Raw genomic sequence first — 17,634 nt, forward strand, 5'->3', positions numbered from 1 at the left:
ATCCGGAATCGGGGCCGTCGCAGACCACGTCACCGTCGCCGGCCGGAGCCCGCTCAGGCGCGCAGCAGCGCGTCCTCCAGGGCGACCCAGGCGAGCATCGCGCACTTCACGCGGGCCACGTAGCGACTGACACCGGTCAGTGCTGCGGCGTCGCCGTACACGTCCTCGTCCAGCTCCATCGCACCGCGCGAGCGCAGCGCCTCGCGGAAACCGTCGATGAGCTCGCCGGCCTCGGTGCGGCTCTTGCCGACCACCAGTTCCGTGAGCATCGACGCCGACGCCTGCGAGATGGAGCAGCCGGATCCCTCCCAGCTCACCGCGGCGATGCGGTCGCCCTCGTCGGAGACGTGCGCGCGCAGGGTGATCTCGTCGCCGCAGATCGGGTTGCGCTGGTGCGACTCCGCGGTGTGCGGGTCGTCCTCGGCGCCGAGCAGGCCCTTGCCGTGCGGGCGCTTGGAGTGATCCAGGATCAGCTCCTGGTAGAGGTCCTCGAGGCCGCTCATGCCCGCACCTCCTGCGCTGCCGGGGATCCGGCGACGCCGAAGAAGGCCCGCACGCCGGAGACGGCGTCGAGCATCCGGTCGACCTCGTCGGCCGTGTTGTACAGCGCCGCCGACGCGCGGACGGAGGCGGTGACCCCGAGGCGCGCGTGCACCGGCTCGGCGCAGTGATGCCCCACACGGACCGCGACGCCGCGGGAGTCGAGGAACTGCCCGACGTCGTGCGCGTGCACCCCGTCGACGACGAAGGCCTGCAGCGCCACACGCTCGGCCCCGTCGGCCGCGCCGAGCAGGCGCACCCCGTCGATCGCGGCGAGACCCTCGCGGATCCGGCGTTCGAGCTCCTTCTCGTGCGCGTGCACCGCGTCCATGCCGAGTCCGTCGAGGTAGCGGACCGCGGCGGCGAGCGCGATGGCCTGGGACACCGGCTGGGTGCCCGCCTCGAAGCGCTGCGGCGGCGGCAGGAACTCGGTGCGCTCGAACGTGACGCGGGTGATCATCGAGCCGCCGGTGAGGAACGGCGGCAGCGCGGTCAGCACCTCACGGCGGCCGTAGAGTCCGCCGATGCCGTAGGGTCCCTGCATCTTGTGGCCGGAGAAGACGGCGAGGTCGACGCCGAGAGCAGGCAGATCGAGCGGCAGGTGCGGGGCCGACTGACAGGCGTCGAGCACGGTGAGCGCCCCGACGCCCTGGGCGAGGGCCACGAGCTCCGCGACCGGGTTGACGATGCCGAGCACGTTGGAGACGTGCGTGAAGGCGACCACGCGCGTGCAGGGTCCGATGACCTCGGCGGCGTGATCGAGATCGAGGGTGCCGTCGTCGCGGATCCGGATCACGCGCAGCACGGCGCCGGTGCGGGCCGCGAGCTCCTGCCACGGGACGATGTTCGCGTGGTGCTCGGCCTCCGTCACGACGAGCTCGTCGCCGGGCTGCAGGGCGAAGGGGGCGCTCTCCGGAGCTCCGCGGCCGGCGGTGGCGTTGCCGATCGCGTACGCGACGAGGTTGAGCCCCTCGGTCGCGCCGTGGGTCCAGACCAGGTCTTCCTGGTGCGCGCCGACGAAAGCGGCGACGGCAGCGCGGGCGTCCTCGTAGAGCTCGGTCGCCTCGGCGGCGAGCGTGTGCGCACCTCGGTGCACGGCCGCGTTGGAGCGCTCCAGGAATTCGCGCTCGGCATCCAGCACGACGCGCGGCTTCTGGCTCGTCGCGGCGGAGTCGAGGTACGCCAGGGGCGACCCGTTCACGGACTCGGCGAGCAGGGGGAAGTCCGCACGGACGGCGGCCACATCGAGGGCGGGAGAACTCACGTATCAACGCTACGTCAGTGCGGGCCGCTCGGGGTCGACCGGCAGGAAGCGGCCCCGCGGATGACGCCGCCATGACACATCAGAAAATATGTCTGGACACAGCGGCCCCACAGGAACACCTTGTGCGGTAACAGCGATATATCGGGGGGTATTCATGCGGGGTCGCGCGCGGTCGCTACGGGGATTCGTCCCCCGCTGCGGTCGCGGGCGGATTCCTCGCCCTCGGCTGGGTGGCGCTGTCGATCGCTTTCGGATCCGGATCCGCGCAGGCCGCTGAGACTCCGCCGCCGCCGAGCCTCCTCGGCACACTGCAGAGCACGGTCGGTGCGGTCCAGGCCACGGTCGCCGAAGCCCCGGCCACGGTGCAGAACACGGTGTCCGCGGTACAGGACACCGTCACCCAGGTGCTTCCCGCGCCCGTCGCCGACGTGGTCACGGCAGCGCCCGTCGCGGACGCGAGCCCGGCGCCCGCTGAGATCGCACTGCCCGCGGCGCCGCTGGTGGCTCCCGTCGTGGATGCGGCCGTCCCCGTCCTGCAGGGCGTCGGACAGACGGCGGATGCGGCGATCGATGCCGTGGCCACGACCACCAGCACGCTCGCCCCGGCGCTCACCCCGGTGCTCGCACCAGTCGACACCGTGCTGCACAGCGTGCCGCCGACCCTCGACGCGGTGACCGGGACGCTCCCGCAGCTGGCGGAGTCGCTCGACGGCACCGTGAGCACCGTGGCCGACACCGCACGGGATGTGACGGGCCTGGTACCCCCCGTCTCCGCGCCTCCTGCCGGATCGACGATCTCTGCCTCGTCCGGCGGCCTGCCTGGCCCGGTCCTCCCCGTTTCGCCGCCCGTTCCGGCAGCCACACCGTCAGGCGCAGCTCTGCGCGACGTGCCCGTGCTCGACGGGTTCGCCGACACCGCGCGGCTCTCCCCGTCTGTCGCGTCGCCGTCTCCCGCTGGGTCTCCGTCGCCCGCCGCGCCCGGACAACAGCCGGGCGGATCCCCGGGTCTCGAACCGGCTGCGCCCGGCACCGGCTCCGCCACCGGCGGCAGCGGAGCCGACCTGCGGCTGCTCGGCACCATCGCTTCCCTGTCGGCGGACGACCGTCTGCCGACCGTCCGCACCGGAGCCGCAGGCGACGACCGCCTGCCGGCATCCCCGGTCGCGGACCACGACTCCTCTCCCGACTGATCGGGGCACGGCCGTCCTCGTCGACGGCACGTGTCATCGCGCATGCGCGCATTCCCCAGATCAGAAGGAAAGAGAACATGAATCGCATCGTCAAGCGTGCTCTCTGGGGCACGCTTATCGCGGGCGGGATCACTCTCGCCGGCGCGACGGCGGCGAACGCCGCAGAGGCGCCACCCAATGGCGCCGACTGCGGCTGCAGCGTCGTCAGCAGCACGCTCAACACCGTCACGAACCTCGTAGCCGGCGCCTGCGATCCGTCGCAGGGCGGCGGAGGAACCGGCGGTCTTCCCGCGGTCACTCAGGACGTCACCGATCTCGTCGGCGACACCGTGTCCACCGTCACCGGAAGCGTTCCGCCGGACGGCGGCACGGGTCCGGGACTGCCGCCGGTGCCGTCCGTCCCTGACGTCACGACCCCGGTGGTCGATGCCGCCGAGGCCGCGACCGATGGGGCTGCCGACACCGTCAGCGGCGTCACAGAGGCGGCCACGACCGGTGTGACGAACACGGTGGACGACGTCACGCACGCTGCCGCCAGTGGCGCTGCGGACACGGTCGGCGCGGTCGCCCAGGCGGCCGGGAACGGCGTCAGCGGCACCGTCGACGGCGTCACGCACGCCGCCGCTTCCGGTATCAGACACGATCGACGGCGTCACGGGCAGCCTTCCCGGCGTCCCGTCCGTCCCGGGTGTCCCGGGTGACGGCGGCCTGCCTGGTCTCCCGGGCGTCCCGTCCCTGCCGGGTGTGCCGTCCCTGCCGGGCCTGCCGAACCTCGGCGACACCATCGGCGACGTCACCGACACCGTCGGCGGACTCACCGGACACCTTCCGGGCGTCCCGTCCGTCCCCGGTGTCCCGTCCGTCCCCGGTCTCCCCGGTGACGGCGGCCTCCCGGGCCTTCCCGGCGTCCCGTCGCTCCCTGGTGTGCCGAACCTCGGCGACACCGTCGGCGACGTCACCGACACCGTCGGCGGACTGACCGGACACCTGCCCGGCCTGCCCACCGTCCCCGGTGTCCCGTCGCTCCCCGGTCTGCCGGGAATTCCGTCCGTCCCGGGCTTGCCCGGCACCGGCGGAACCCCGGGCGTGATCACGGTTCCGATCCCTGGAGTCGGCACGATTCACGCGGGCACCACCCCTGACGGGCTCAACGTCGGCAAGAACCTGAACGTCCTCGGCATCAAGGACGTCTGGGATCTCACCGCCGGCCCCCACGGAGTGAGCACCACCGCCCGCATCGGCACCGACGCCACCAACGTCTACGTCGACGCAGCCCTGCCCACGACCGGCACCACGCCGGGACACGCCGCCATCACGCTGCCGACCATCGGCAACCTGACCGGCGGCCTGCCCACCGTGCCCGGCCTGCCGAACCTCCCGGGACTCCCGGGAACCGGCAACCCCGGCACCCCGGGCAACGGCGGCGCCTTCCCGGGCCTGCCCACCCTGCCCGTCGGCGACCTCACCGGCGTCGTCGACGGTCTCACCGGATCCCTTCCGGCGACGCTCTCCGGCGTCGTCGCGGGGGTCGCGGGCACGCTGTCCGGCGCGATCGGCGGGATCACCGGCTCGCTGCCGGGCCTGCCGACCGTTCCGGGAGCCCCGGGTACCCCGGGTACCCCCGGCACCGGCACGCCCGGCACCGGGTCGGCACGCCGGGCTCCGGCACCGGATCGGGCACCCCGGGCACCGGCACCCCCGGCGCCGGCATCGGGGGAACCCTCCCGGGCGTCGGCAACGGAACGGTGCACGCCGTGTCCCACGTGGCGCACGGACTGACCGGAGCGGCGCACAGCCTGCGCGCCGCGACCATGAGGAACGGCGCTCTCGCGCAGACCGGGTTCTGCGACCCGTTCCTGCTCTTCGCCGGACTGGCCCTGCTCGCAGCGGGCGCAGTCGCGAAGGCCGTTGAGCGTCGCTGATCCTCACCGCACGGAGGGGCGCTTCCCCAGGGAGGCGGCCCTCCACCGCGTCAGCGCACCGCCCCGCCGGGTCGGGCCAGCCCCTGCGCGACTACCGCGTCCATCGCTACGTCAACGCCTTCTGCCCGACCTGCCACGAAGAGGATCCGGATCGCCCGCTCGCCGACGTCCGGCGGCTCAGCGGCTGGCTGGCCGTGCGCGACGACCGGGTCTGGCTGGAGCGCGGCTGTCCCGATCACGGGCTGCAGCGGAGCATGTACGACGAGTCGGCGGAGATCCTCACCTACCTGGAGCAGTGGACGGCGCCGACGAAGGCGCACGAGCCCGACCTCGCCGGCAACTTCAAGCCCGTGCCCTCGGCGTACGAGGACGGCCTGCCCGAGATGCAGACCCAGCACACCTGCATCCTTCTCGAAGACCTCACCGACCACTGCAACCTGCGCTGTCCCACGTGCTTCGCCGAATCCAGCCCGGCCGCGAGCGCGATCGCCCCGCTCGCCGAGGTGCTCGCCTCGGTCGACGCGCGCCTCGCGCGGGAGAACGACCGCATCGATGTGCTCATGCTCTCCGGCGGCGAGCCCACGCTGTACCCGTGGCTGGAGCAGCTGCTCGAGCACCTGGTGGCCCGGCCGGTCGTGCGGATCCTGCTGAACTCCAACGGCCTGCGCATCGCACAGGACGACGCCCTTGTCGAGACGCTCAAGAAGCACCGCGAGCGGGTCGAGGTGTACCTGCAGTACGACGGCGAGAGCGCCGAGGCGTCGGCCTATCACCGCGGCGCCGACATCCGGCGCTTCAAGGAGCGCGCGCTCGCCCGGCTCAGCGAGGCCGGCGTGTTCACCACGCTGACCATGACCGCGGCCCTCGGCGTCAACGACGGCGAGATCGGCGCGGTGATCCGCCGCGCCATGGAGACCCCCTACGTCGGCGGCGTCACGATCCAGCCGGTGTTCGGATCCGGCCGGTCGGCGGGCATCGATCCGCACGATCGCCTCACGCACACGGGCGTGCTGGCCCGGCTCGCACCGCAGACGGACGGCGAGGTCACCTGGAACGACCTCACCGCGCTGCCCTGCAGCCACCCGCACTGCTGCTCGGTCGGCTATCTGCTCAAGGACGACTCCGGATCCTGGAACTCCCTCACCAAGCTCGTCGGGCACGACAAGCTGAAGGAGTTCCTCGACCTCAACCCGGATCTGATCGCCAACCGGATCGCCGACAGCGGCATCAACCAGAAGCTCAAGGAGTCGGTGAAGCAGTCGCTGCTCGACCTGCTCAGCGAGCAGTCGTCACTGTCGCATCCGTCGATCGGATCCCTCTGGAAGGACATCTGCACGGGCTGCGACCTCGGCATCGGCACGCTCACCAAGCTCGCCACGGCGGCCCTGCCCGGCCAGCACAAGCGGCTTCGCGCGTTCCTCGGCGAGCGCGTCAAGCGCATCACGGTCAAGCCGTTCATGGACATCAACACGATGATCGAGGAGCGCCTCACGCAGTGCTGCGTGCACGTCGCGACCGCGAACGAGGAGACCGCCGCGCACCAGTGCGCCCCGTTCTGCGCCGTGCAGGCGTGGGCGCCGCTGTCGCGCACGCGCATCTCGACCGCGACCGGATCCGCAGGCCTTCGCGCGGGCGACGGCTCCGGTGAGGGCGCCGCCGAGACGGGCGTCGATGCCGGCGGCCGCACCCGGCTGCCGCTCACGGTAGGGCGCTGAGCCGATGGTCGCGGGGGGCGATGGGCGGGGACGGAAGTCCGAGACTCCGTCGATCCGGTCCACCGCGGCCGGCTCCCCCGGCGAGACCTCGGAAGCGACTGCGTTCCACGCCGCGCAGAGCGGAGAACCGATCGGCGCCGGCATCGCCCCGCTCGACCTCGCCGGCCTGAACCGCTACGACGAGACGGTCGGATCCCCGGCGCCGCCCTTCGATCCGCTGCGGCTGTGCGTGTTCACGACCGTGGCGCTCATCGCGTGCCTGCTCGGGCCGATCGCGGTGCTGGGCTTCGCGCTCATCGCGATCGCCGGGTACGCGCGCGCCCGCCGGCAGGGGCTGCTGCGCTCCAAGTGCAAGCTCGGCGACACCCGGCTCGTGCTCGCGTACCTGAGCGTGCTCGCGGTGCTCGCGGCCGTCGCGACGCCGTTCTGGGTGATGTTCTGGATCGGGCGGTTCTGATGTTCCCGACGCTGCAGGATCTGCTCGGGCCGTGGGCGCCCCCGCTCGAGACGCACGGCTTCTTCGTGGCGCTGGGGCTGGGCGCGGCGGGCATCGTCTTCCTCATCGAGCGGCGTCGGCGCGCCGTGACGGATCCCCGCATCGCGTATCTCGTGCTGGGTGCGCTGCTGGGCGCCGCGATCCTGAGCCGCCTGGGCACCTGGGCCCAGCACATCGACCTGACGAAGAACCGGGATCTCGTCTCGCAGCTCACCCACGGCAACGCCTCGATCCTGAGCGCGCTGGTGGGTGCCTGGCTGGGCGTGCACGTGGCGAAGAAGATCGTCGGATACCGGGAGCGCAGCGGCGACCTGTTCGCCCCGGCCGTGGCGATCGCGATGGCGATCGGGCGCTTCGGCTGCCTGTTCACCGAGCGCCCCGGATCGCCCACCGGCACCGGCTGGGGCATCGTCCTCGACCCGGCGGCGGCCGCCCGCGTGGGGTCGCCCGCCGGTGTCCCGCTGCACCCGAGCTTCGTGTACGAGATCGTCTTCCACGCCGTCGCGTTCTGCCTGCTCTGGTTCTGGCTGCGGCACCGCGACATCGCCGCGGGCGAGAGCCTCACCCTCTACATCGCCGCGTACGGGATCTTCCGCTTCTTCGTCGAGTTCGTCCGCGGCAACGACGTCGCCTGGCTCGGGCTGACCCGCCCGCAGCTGTTCCTGATCGTCACCATCCCGCTTCTCATCGCCCGCATCGTCTGGAAGGCCCGCCGCGGCGCCTTCCCGGTCACCGCAAGGAGGACTCCGAGTGAACAGCACGCCTGATCTCCCGTCCGAGCCCGATCCGCAGCAGCCGGAAAACCCGGATCCTTCCGCGCCGGCCCCGGCGCCCGCCCCTGCGCCGGGGCCGGACCCCTCGGAGCCGCCGCAGCCGCCCACCGGACCGCCCGCGCCTCCCATCCCGCCGACCACTCCTCCCGCATCTCCCATCCCGCAGACGCCCGGCGCCCCGCACGGCGGGTGGCCCGGCGCGCCCGCCCCGCGCTCCGGCCTGAGCTTCGGCGCGGGGATCGGCGTCGGCACGGCGGTCGGCTGCGGATCCATGCTCATCGCCCTGATGCTGTTCTTCGGCCTGGCGAACCTCGGCACGGCGTTCTCGATCGGCGCGTTCGTCCTGCCGCTGATCCTCGGCGCGGTGCTGCTCATCTGGCCGAAGACTCGCGGGATCGGCGTGGGCGTGCTGATCATCGCTGCCGCGGCGTGGATCGTCGTGATCGGTCCGTGCCTGGGACTGCTGAACGGGGCCTGAACGCGGTGCAGCACCGGCGCCTCGGACGAGCACGCGAGCTGATGAGGAGCTCGCCTAGGATCGGGGCGTGAGCAGCGAGCGCGTCGAGATCAAGGGCCTCCCCGTCGACGCGCAGACCCGCTGCGTGCATTACCGCACCGAGTTGGACGTCGTCGCGATCCGGTTCGCCTGCTGCGGCGAGTACTACCCGTGCCATCTCTGCCACGAGGCGACGGCGGGGCATCCGTCCCGACCATGGCCGGTCGCCGAGCACGACGCCGAGGCCGTGCTGTGCGGCGTGTGCCGCGAGGAACTCGCCATCCACGAGTACCTCGGAGCCACGGCCTGCCCCCGGTGCGCGGCGCCGTTCAACCCGCGCTGCGCCCTGCACGCGGACCTCTACTTCGACCTGCCCCGGAACGCCCGCTGAGGCAGACGCCCGGCATCGTCACGGGCGGGTGAGCTCCTCCAGCACCTCGACCACGTGCCGGTACGGCCGGCCGGTGGCCCGGCTCATGCCGAGCTCGCACGTGCGGTTCGCCGAGACGTAGGCGTCGAAGTCGCGCTCGGCGCCGGCCGCGGCGACCTCGGCCGCCTCCACGGCGGTCGCGCTCGCGGTCAGCTCGGGGTGCAGCATGCCGCGGTCGCCGGCGAAGGCGCAGCAGCCCCAGTTCTCGGGCACGTACACCTCGTCCGCCACCGCCGCGGCGAGCGCACGCAGAGCCCCGGTGGCGCCGAGCTGGGTCGTCGAGCACGTCGGATGCACCGCGATGGAGCGGATCCGCTCCCGCACGGTCAGCTTCGGCAGCGCCTCGCGGGCGAGGAACGTGGTGGCGTCCTCGATGCGGAGCCCTGCGTACTCCGGACGCTCCGCCACCGCCTTGGCGAGCATGACGTGCAGCCCCTCGGTGCAGGATGCCGCGTCGCAGACGACGGGCAGCGCGCCCTCCCGGCTGGCGCGCCACAGCGCCGGCAGCACGCGCGCGGTCATCGTGGCGTAGCCGTCGAGCTGGCCCTTGGACTTCCACGGGGTGCCGCAGCAGAGCCCTCCGGCGTCGGGCGGCACGCTGTACGCGATCCCCGCCCGCTCCAGCAGCACCCGCAGGGCCTCCCGGGATCCCTCCCCCTGCACGCCGTCCGGATCCTGCTCCGCCCCGAACATCGTCCCGATGCAGGATCCGAACAGCACCACCTCGGCATCGGCCGGATCCGCCGCGGGCAGCGCCGGGGAACCGCCTCCGGGCAGCCCCTCGTCGTACAGCGGGACCACGTCGCTGCCCAGCACTGCACGGCCGGCACGGGTGACGGCGGTCACCAGGGGCGCCGGCATCGCCTTCGCCAGGTCGAGGGCGGCGCTCCCGCCGCGGGTGACGGCGCCCCACCGCTTCGCGGCGGCATTCCACACGCCCTGCTCCAGCCGGCCCGCCTCCTCGGCCCGCAGCCGGCGCACGAGGTCCCCGGTGTTGATGTCGACGGGGCAGGCCACGCCGCACATGCCGTCGACGGCGCAGGTCTGCACCGCGTCGTAGTCGTAGTCGCGGGCGATGTCCGCTGCGATGTCGGTCTCACCCCGGTGCAGCGCCGCGGTCATGTCCCGGCGCAGCACGATCCGCTGCCGCGGCGTCAGGGTCACATCCTTGCTGGGGCAGGTCGGCTCGCAGTAGCCGCACTCGACGCAGCGGTCGACTTCGCTCTCGACGGTCGGCACGAGCTTGAGGTCGGCGAGATACGAGGTCTCGTCGTCCGACAGCACGACGCCGGGGTTGAGGATCCCGTCCGGGTCGAGGAGTCCCTTGATCTCCCACATCATGTCGGTGAGGGCGTCTCCGTACTGGCGCCGCACGAACGGCGCCATGATCCGGCCGGTGCCGTGCTCGGCCTTGAGGGTGCCGCCGTGCGCGAGCACGAGCGCGACCAGGTCCTCGGTGAACGCTTCGTACCGCCGCAGCGCCACCGGGTCGTCGAAGCGCTCGTTGATGAGGAAGTGCACGTTGCCGTCCTTGGCGTGCCCGAAGACCACGCATCCCTCGTAGCCGCGCTGGGCGAACAGCGCAGTGAGCCCCTCGCACACCTTGAGCAGCTCCTCGACGGGCACCGCGATGTCCTCGAGCAGCGCGGTGGTACCGGTCGGGCGGGCACCAGCGACCGCCGTGTACAGCCCCTTGCGCACCGTCCACAGCTCCCCGCGCTCGGCCGGATCCTGAGTCATGCGCGCGGGTGTGGTGAGCGGCAGCGTGGCGAGGTGTGCGAGGACGCTGTCCACGCGCTCCGACAGGGCTGCCGCGTCGGCGGCGTGCACCTCGATGAGCAGCGCGGCGTGGCCCTGCACCTCGATGTCGGCGATCACGCCCGGCACCGTGCTGAGCCCCTGGGCCACCCGGAGCGAGGCCGCGTCGAGCAGCTCGATCGTGGCGAGGCCGAGCGCGGTCAGCCCCGGCAGCGCCGCCATGGCGTCGGAGAGGGTGTCGAACACGAGCAGTCCCGTGGAGATCTCGGGCTGGATCGGGATCGTGCGGAACCGCGCCTCGGCGACGAAGGCGAGCGTGCCCTCGGATCCGATCACGAGGTGCTCCAGGATCCGCACCGGGTCGTCGAAGTCGAGCAGGGAGTTGAGTCCGTAGCCCATCGTGTTCTTCAGGGAGAACTGGCGTGCGACCTCGGCGCTCAGGGCCGGGTCGGCGCGCAGCCGGTCGCGCAGGTGCTCGAGCCCTCGGGCGATCTCGGGCTCGCGCTCGCGGAGCCGCTCGGCCGCGTCCGGCGCGCCGGTGTCGAGGATCGTGCCGCTGGGCAGCACCAGCAGCAGCGACTCGATCGTGCGGTAGGAGTTCTCCACGATGCCGCACGCCATGCCGCTGGAGTTGTCGGCGACCACCCCGCCGATCGTGCACGCGATCTCACTCGCCGGATCCGGCCCGAGCTTGCGTCCGAACCGCGCGAGGCGGGTGTTCACCTGCCGCACGGTGGCGCCGGGCTGCGCGGCCACGGAGGTTCCGTCAGGGCTGACGCTGATGCCGCGGAACGCCGAGCGCGTGTCGACCATGACGTCACCGGTCACGCCCTGCCCGCTGAGGCTCGTGCCGCCGGAGCGGAACGTCAGAGAGCGCCCCGCCGCACGCACCGCGGCGAACACCCTGGCGACCCCCTCGGCGTCCTCGGGCACGAGCACCGCGTCCGGCACGAGCAGGTAGTGCGACGCGTCGTGCGCCCGGGCGAAGCGGTCGATCGTGCGCGACGCCACCCGCACGCCGGGGCCGAGCAGCGCGGCATCGAGCGGCGACGTCACGGTGGCGGGCATGCGGGCTCCTTCCGGCGATCGGGGTGTCTCCAGTCTGGCCCGCGTGGTGGCAGATGTCGTCGTCGGCTCAGAGATGGAATCTCCGGCGGATCCAAGGACCGTGGGTCCCTCAGCTACGCCACATCGCCCGGATCCGTCACCCGGAACACGCCGTCGACGAGCACCGGCACGGTCGTCGACACGTCGACCTCGGCGGCGAGCGCCACGTCGGCGCCCTGGCCTTCCTCGCGCAGCTCGACACCGCTCGACGAGGCGGTGAACAGGTGCCGAATGGCCCGAGCGAGCCCGGTGTAGGCGGCAGAGGCGGCCGCGGCCTCGGGAGAGCACGCGTCGACGCCGAGTGCACCGAGCGCGTCGATCACGGCCCCCGCGGTGAGCAGATCCTCGACGGAGAAGCGCACCGTGTCGTCGTCGCGCACCTCGCCCGCGGCGACCACGGCGACCTTCACCCGGCGCCCCAGCGCCACCTGGCGGTCGAGGATCCAGCGGGCGACGGCCGTGCGGTTGCGCAGCGAGGCGGCCAGCACGGGCACGCCGAAGCCGGCAGCGGCGGCCGAGAGCCGGGATCCGTTGAACGAGGGCACGACCGCGCGGCTCGCGCCGAACGCGGCGACGTTCTCGGCGGTCAGGCTCGACGGCGACAGCGTCACCCCGGCCCCGCCGCGGGGACCGGCCAGGCGCGCGTCGCCGAACCCGCCGGCGGCCGCGACGGCCTCCGCATCGGGGCGCTTCCCGGGGAACGGCTGCACCTCGAGGCCCTCGGTCACGGCCCGCTCCACGGTCGTGGTGAAGGAGATGGCGTCGACCACGACGATCACGCCGGCGCCCTGCGCGACGGAGCGCAGCCCCTCCCGCGCCCAGTCGAAGCGCACCTCGTAGTCCTGCTGCAGCGGATGGTCGGGGCTCATCGGGGATCTCACCCGGGAATGCTACCCGGGCGGGAGCGGCGGCCGGCCCGAACCGCCCCCCGCGCACCGACGGGATACCCTGGATCCCGCCGTTCCGTGGCCTGAGACCCGAGGAGGGCGATGTTCGACAGCCCGCTCTCCGCCTCCGCGTACGAGGTGCTCGGCGTCGTGGCCACCGCCTCTGACGAGGAGCTGCGCCGCGCGTACCGGCTGCAGCTGCGCCGCACGCACCCCGACACGGGCGGCGATGCGGCCGTCTTCATCCAGGTGCAGCGGGCGTGGGAGCTCGTGGGCACCCCGGAGCTGCGCGCCGCCTACGACCGCGGCCACGGGTTCGCCGACGACGAGACCTCCTGGGACGGCTGGCGCGCTCCCGCGCCGCGCACCGACACCCGGCCACGGGCGAAGGCGTATGGCGAGGCCGGCAACAGTCGCCGCCGCACGTATCTGGCGCAGGTGCAGCAGTGGGCGGGCGCGGAGGTCGCGGATCCGTACGACCCCGCGTTCGTGCGCACGATCCCGCGCGAGCTGCGCCGCCTGCTCGCGAACGCCCTCGCCGAGGAGCACACGGCGCGCACCGTGGCCGACCTCGGCATGGGCTTCACCGCCTGGCATGACGTGGCGGTGCCGGTGAGCGCGCCCGCGCCCGGCGCCCGCGAGGCGGCGCCCGACACCCTCGACCACATCGTGCTCGGTCCCTCCGGTCTGTACGGCCTGATGTCGGCGGACTTCGGCGAGATCGCGCGCTTCCGCGGCGGCGAGATCATCGGCAACGGCACGGGATCCCTGGCCCCGGTCACCGCCCTGGTGACCCAGATCCGCACGATCGCCCGGGCCGCCCGGGTGCGCTTCGGCGGCGGGATCCTCGTGCTGCCCGACGACGACCTGGCGCAGGCGGTGACCCCGCTCGGCGCGATCCGCGGCACCATGATGGTGGTCGTGCGGCGCAGCGCCCTGCGCCCGCTGCTGCGCACCGGCGTGCCCGGCTCCCGCACCATCGGCGGCACGGAGCTGTTCGACCTGCGCACCCGGATCCGGCAGACGGTCCGCTTCGCCTGACGGGCGCCCCTGCACCGCAGGCGACCCTTGCGCCGCGGCTGACCTTCGCCGGATGGCCAGCCCTTGCGCCGGCCTGCCCGCAGGCTCCGTGACCACGGGACTCAGACCCATGGCCCACAGCGACGAGGCGCGACATCATGGGGTGTGCCCGACGCGCGCACCCCAGCAGAACGCCGCGCCGCGGACCCGCAGGCCGTGACGAACCGGACGAGGAAGGGGCGGCGATGACGGATCCGGAGATCGTGGATCCGCCCTCCGCCGCGCCCGCGCACGGCGACCCCGCCGCCGCACCCACACCCCGCGCACCCGCGCCCCGCGCCCCCGTGCCGGCGTCGCCCGCCCGGCACGGCCCGGGCCACCCCCTCCCGGCCGCGCTCATCGTCATCGCCGTGCTCGCCCTCCTGCTGGGCCTGGTCGAGCTCGCCGTGGGGATGCGCAGCCCCGGCACGCTCTGGGCGGTGGGGCTGTTCACCGGGGTGTTCTGGGTCTGGGTGGCCGCGGGGCTGCTGGCGTGGTGGCGCCGGCCGCACAACGCCATCGGGGTGCTGCTCGTGATCGGCGGTGTCGCGCTGTTCCTCTCCGGGCTCGGCAACCTCGATGTCGAAGGGCTGGCGCTGCTGAGCGCGGTGTTCGCGACGAGCCCGCTGGCGATGACCGTGCACCTGCTGCACGCGTTCCCCTCGGGGCGCCTGCGCGGACGCCTCTCGGTCACCACGGTGGTGCTGGGCTGGATCGTCTGCCCGGTGTTCCAGCTGGCGCTCGTGCTCCTGTCCCTCACCGCACCGGCCGCGATGCCGGCCGTCGCGCTCGTGCAGACGATCCTCGGGATCACCGTCATGGTGCTGACGGCTATCGTGCTGGCCCGGCGCCTCGCCGTCGCCGACCGGGACCACCGCCGGGTGCTGCTGCCCCTGTTCGGCTACGGAATCGTGGCGGTGCTGCTGCTGGCGTTCACGCCCACGATCGTCGGCGCGCTGGGGTGGGATCCGGCGATCGGCGGTGTCGCGCAGCTGATCATCTCCGCCGCGATCCCGGTCGCGTTCCTGCTGGGAGTGCTGCTCGGCGGCTTCCGTCGCACCGGCGACCTGGAGCCGCTGAGCGCCTGGCTCGGCGCCACCGGGGCCGGAGGACCCGCGGTCACCCGCGCCCTGGCCGCCACCCTCGGCGACGACTCGCTGCGCGTCGTGTACTGGTCCGAGGACCGCGACGAGTACGTCGATGAGACGGGCGTCCCGGTCGATCCCGCGCAGCAGGGAGCCGACCGCGGCTGGTGCGAGATCCGCGTCGGCCCGCGTCTGGTCGGGGCGATCATGTACGACACGCGGCTGACCGCGGATCCCGCTCCGGTGCGGCGCGCGGGGGACGTGCTCGCCCTCGCGATCGACCGGGAGCGGCTCACGGCCGAACTGCGTGCGAGCAACGAGGCGCTCAGCCAGTCCCGGATCCGGCTGGTCGAGACCGCGGACCGCGAGCGCTCCCGCATCGCGCAGGATCTGCACGACGGGATCCAGGTGCAGCTCGTCCTGCTCGCCCTCGGCGCGCAGACCATAGCCAATGCACCCGATGCGAGCCCGGCCACGAGCGAGGCGTCGGCGCGGCTGCGGCAGGGCATCGATCAGGCCGCGGCGGATCTGCGCCGGCTCGTGCACAACGTGCTGCCGGTCACGCTCACCGAGCGAGGGCTCACCGCCGCAGCGGAGGACCTCGTGGACCGGCTCGCGATCCCGGCGACGCTGGAGGCCGAGCTCGACGACGCGGCGATCTCATCGACGACCGCGCACACGGCGTACTTCATCGTCGCTGAGGCGCTGACGAACACGGTCAAGCACTCGAAGGCGTCGCGGGTGCGCGTCACGCTGCGCGCCGATGCGGGGCGCCTGCACATCGACGTCCGCGACAACGGCATCGGCGGGGCGAGCCTGGATCGGGGCGCCGGCCTGCGCGGCCTGCTGGACCGGGTGGACGCGCTGGGCGGCCGGCTGGAGCTGCGATCGGATCCGGGACACGGCACCGAGGTGAGGGTGGAGCTGCCATGCGCGTGATCATCGGCGAGGACGAGGTGCTGCTGCGCGAGGGCCTGCGGCATCTGCTCGCGCAGGACGGGTTCGAGGTGGTCGCCGCCGTCGGCGACGCCGTGGCGCTGCTGGAGCAGGTGGAGCTGCTGCAGCCCGAGCTCGTGATCACCGACATCCGGATGCCCCCGACGCACACGGACGAGGGGCTGCTCGCGGCGCTGCGGATCCGCGAGGCGCATCCGGGCATCGCGGTCGTCGTGCTCTCGCAGTACGTGCAGCGGCGCTACGCGACCGAGCTGCTCGACCAGAACCGCGGCGGGTTCGGCTACCTGCTGAAGCAGCGCATCGCCGACGTGACCACCTTCACCGCCGACCTGCGCCGCGTCGCCGCCGGCGGCACCGCACTGGATCCGGAGGTCGTCGCCGTGCTCGTCACCCGGGCGAGCCGCGCGAGCGGCGCCGTCGGGTCGCTCACCCCGCGCCAGCTCGAGGTGCTCTCGCTCATGGCGCAGGGGCGCAGCAACGCGCGGATCGCGAGCGACCTGTTCCTCTCCGAAAAGGCGGTCGTGCAGCACACCTCGCACATCTACACGGCGCTGGGCCTGCCCGTGGACGGCGACGACCATCGGCGCGTTCTCGCGGTGCTGCGATTCCTGGCTTCGATCGCCGAGGAGTACCGCTGAGCCGACGCGGATCCCGCGCGACAGCCCGTGGACGACCCCGACCTCGGACCGTCAGGATCCGTAGATGCTCTTCATGAGCGCCGTCGCGATCGTGGCAGCGGGCGGACGTCCGTCGGCGGCGGGAGCGAGGTTGGTCCAGACCACGATCGTCACCTTCTGCACGGGGTCGTACCCCACGAACGAGTTGTAACCGGGCAGCTCCCCGGTGTGGCCGTAGAGCGGCCCGATCTTGGCGATGCCCCAGCCGTACTGCGGGTCGGGCAGTGGAGGCAGCGGGATGGGCACCGGCTGCACGCTCGCCAGGCGCTCCTTCTGCAGCGTGGGGCCGAGCACGCCTCCCCCGCCGAGCGCCTCGACCCAGTGCGCGAGATCGCGGATGGTCGAGATGCCCGCCCCGGCGGCACCCGCCCACGACGGGTTGAGGTTCGTGGTGTCGTTCGGCAGCAGCGTGCCGGCCTTCGCCTGGGCGAGCTGATCGGCCGGCAGCTCGCTCGTCTGCATGGTGGCGACGTTGGTCGAGTACATGTAGCCGTGCGAGTACGGCTCGGGAAGGGAGGCGTCGTCCGCGGCCGGATACGAGGTCTCCCGCAGCCCGAGGGGCGTGAACAGCCGCTCCTGGAAGATCTCGGCGAGCGGCTTGTGCTCGAGCTGCTCCGCGATGAGGCCCAGCAGCACGGTGTTCGTGTTGGAGTACGCCCATCCCTCGCCCGGCGCGAACAACGGCGGCTCGGCCAGCCCCATGGCGGCAAGCTCCTCGGGGTTCCACGCCCGCTGCGGCTGCTCGTCGAGCGCGGTGTTGAGCGCGAGCGTGGTCGTGTAGTTCGCCAGCCCGCTGCGCATCGTCAGCAGCTGCTCGATCGTGATCCGGTTGCCGTTCGGCACATCGGGGCGGTACTTCGCGACCTTGTCCGAGAGCGCGATCCGGCCCTCCTGCACGAGCTGCAGGATCACGGTTCCGGTCATCGTCTTCGTGTTGGATCCGATCCGGATGTGGTCGTCGAGGGAGACGGGCGTGGATCCGTGCAGCTGCGTCACCCCGAACACGGCGGTGACCTCGCCCTGCGGGGTGCGCACGAGCATCGCCGCACCGGGCACGCCCAACTCGGTCGCGAGACCCTCGAACTGCGCCCGGAGTGCGCCGGCGTCGGCGGCGATCGCGGCGGAGGCGGAGGGGGGCGGCGGCCCTGCAGCAGCGCCGCCGTCCGCGCAACCTGCGACGAGTGCCGCGATCGCGAGCAGCGTGGCGGACGCCGCCCCTCTCCTGGCCCCTGCCCTCATCGCGACCCTCCTGAACGGTTGCACCGCACCGCTCGTGCG

Annotated in this window: 17 protein-coding genes; 12 read left to right on the forward strand and 5 right to left on the reverse strand. The window is 73.0% G+C overall.

Annotated elements, in window-relative coordinates; translation table 11 throughout:
• Positions 1–53 precede the first annotated feature (53 nt).
• Both sufU and ACYQ1L_RS18950 read right to left on the reverse strand, forming a co-directional pair.
• Complete coding sequence (gene sufU, locus ACYQ1L_RS18945; protein ID WP_460005550.1) at positions 54–503, reverse strand: Fe-S cluster assembly sulfur transfer protein SufU; 450 nt, start codon at positions 501–503, stop codon at positions 54–56.
• Positions 500–1,804, reverse strand: a complete 1,305-nt coding sequence (locus ACYQ1L_RS18950) for a SufS family cysteine desulfurase (protein ID WP_460005551.1) — start codon at positions 1,802–1,804, stop codon at positions 500–502. Before ACYQ1L_RS18950 ends, sufU begins: the two co-directional genes overlap by 4 nt.
• Before the next feature lie 230 nt (positions 1,805–2,034).
• Between ACYQ1L_RS18950 and ACYQ1L_RS18955 the strand changes: the two genes are divergently transcribed.
• The 9 genes from ACYQ1L_RS18955 (at position 2,035) to ACYQ1L_RS18995 (ending at position 8,787) form a co-directional block, all read left to right on the forward strand.
• Positions 2,035–2,994, forward strand: a complete 960-nt coding sequence (locus ACYQ1L_RS18955; RefSeq protein WP_460005552.1) for a hypothetical protein — start codon at positions 2,035–2,037, stop codon at positions 2,992–2,994.
• Between the two features lie 77 nt (positions 2,995–3,071).
• Positions 3,072–3,695: a hypothetical protein gene (locus ACYQ1L_RS18960; RefSeq protein WP_460005553.1), complete on the forward strand. Its 624-nt coding sequence runs from the start codon at positions 3,072–3,074 to the stop codon at positions 3,693–3,695.
• Between the two features lie 43 nt (positions 3,696–3,738).
• Complete coding sequence (locus tag ACYQ1L_RS18965; RefSeq protein WP_460005554.1) at positions 3,739–4,773, forward strand: hypothetical protein; 1,035 nt, start codon at positions 3,739–3,741, stop codon at positions 4,771–4,773.
• Positions 4,749–4,916 (forward strand): hypothetical protein, encoded by a 168-nt coding sequence (locus ACYQ1L_RS18970; protein ID WP_460005555.1) that lies wholly within the window; start codon positions 4,749–4,751, stop codon positions 4,914–4,916. The genes ACYQ1L_RS18965 and ACYQ1L_RS18970 overlap by 25 nt, the downstream gene beginning before the upstream one ends.
• Positions 4,917–4,999: 83 nt before the next feature.
• The gene (locus ACYQ1L_RS18975) at positions 5,000–6,631 is read left to right on the forward strand and encodes a radical SAM protein (protein WP_460005862.1); all 1,632 of its coding nucleotides are present in this window, start codon (positions 5,000–5,002) and stop codon (positions 6,629–6,631) included.
• A gap of 4 nt (positions 6,632–6,635) precedes the next feature.
• On the forward strand, positions 6,636–7,088 hold the full coding sequence (locus ACYQ1L_RS18980) for a hypothetical protein (protein WP_460005556.1): 453 nt from the start codon (positions 6,636–6,638) through the stop codon (positions 7,086–7,088).
• Positions 7,088–7,894: a prolipoprotein diacylglyceryl transferase gene (locus ACYQ1L_RS18985; RefSeq protein WP_460005557.1), complete on the forward strand. Its 807-nt coding sequence runs from the start codon at positions 7,088–7,090 to the stop codon at positions 7,892–7,894. The genes ACYQ1L_RS18980 and ACYQ1L_RS18985 overlap by 1 nt, the downstream gene beginning before the upstream one ends.
• Positions 7,878–8,378 carry a hypothetical protein gene (locus ACYQ1L_RS18990; RefSeq protein ID WP_460005558.1) on the forward strand — a complete coding sequence of 167 codons (501 nt, stop codon included), beginning with the start codon at positions 7,878–7,880 and terminating at the stop codon, positions 8,376–8,378. Before ACYQ1L_RS18985 ends, ACYQ1L_RS18990 begins: the two co-directional genes overlap by 17 nt.
• 67 nt (positions 8,379–8,445) lie before the next feature.
• On the forward strand, positions 8,446–8,787 hold the full coding sequence (locus ACYQ1L_RS18995) for a CHY zinc finger protein (RefSeq protein ID WP_460005559.1): 342 nt from the start codon (positions 8,446–8,448) through the stop codon (positions 8,785–8,787).
• 18 nt (positions 8,788–8,805) lie between these two features.
• Here the strand turns inward: ACYQ1L_RS18995 and ACYQ1L_RS19000 are convergent, their stop codons facing one another.
• Positions 8,806–11,652: an FAD-binding and (Fe-S)-binding domain-containing protein gene (locus tag ACYQ1L_RS19000; RefSeq protein WP_460005560.1), complete on the reverse strand. Its 2,847-nt coding sequence runs from the start codon at positions 11,650–11,652 to the stop codon at positions 8,806–8,808.
• 113 nt (positions 11,653–11,765) lie between these two features.
• Entirely contained in the window at positions 11,766–12,572 is an 807-nt protein-coding gene (locus ACYQ1L_RS19005; protein WP_460005561.1) for a 2-phosphosulfolactate phosphatase, read from the reverse strand.
• Between the two features lie 108 nt (positions 12,573–12,680).
• On the opposite strand from ACYQ1L_RS19005, the gene ACYQ1L_RS19010 reads away from it, so the two are divergent.
• The 3 genes from ACYQ1L_RS19010 to ACYQ1L_RS19020 all read left to right on the forward strand — a co-directional run bounded on the left by ACYQ1L_RS19010 (position 12,681) and on the right by ACYQ1L_RS19020 (position 16,317).
• Positions 12,681–13,619 (forward strand): J domain-containing protein, encoded by a 939-nt coding sequence (locus tag ACYQ1L_RS19010; RefSeq protein WP_460005562.1) that lies wholly within the window; start codon positions 12,681–12,683, stop codon positions 13,617–13,619.
• 224 nt (positions 13,620–13,843) lie between these two features.
• Positions 13,844–15,661 (forward strand): sensor histidine kinase, encoded by a 1,818-nt coding sequence (locus tag ACYQ1L_RS19015; RefSeq protein WP_460005563.1) that lies wholly within the window; start codon positions 13,844–13,846, stop codon positions 15,659–15,661.
• On the forward strand, positions 15,652–16,317 hold the full coding sequence (locus tag ACYQ1L_RS19020) for a response regulator (protein ID WP_460005564.1): 666 nt from the start codon (positions 15,652–15,654) through the stop codon (positions 16,315–16,317). The genes ACYQ1L_RS19015 and ACYQ1L_RS19020 overlap by 10 nt, the downstream gene beginning before the upstream one ends.
• Before the next feature lie 51 nt (positions 16,318–16,368).
• Here ACYQ1L_RS19020 and ACYQ1L_RS19025 read toward each other — a convergent pair whose 3' ends face one another.
• Positions 16,369–17,595, reverse strand: a complete 1,227-nt coding sequence (locus ACYQ1L_RS19025; protein ID WP_460005565.1) for a serine hydrolase domain-containing protein — start codon at positions 17,593–17,595, stop codon at positions 16,369–16,371.
• Between the last annotated feature and the right edge of the window lie 39 nt (positions 17,596–17,634).

Source organism: Microbacterium xylanilyticum, from assembly GCF_054654695.1.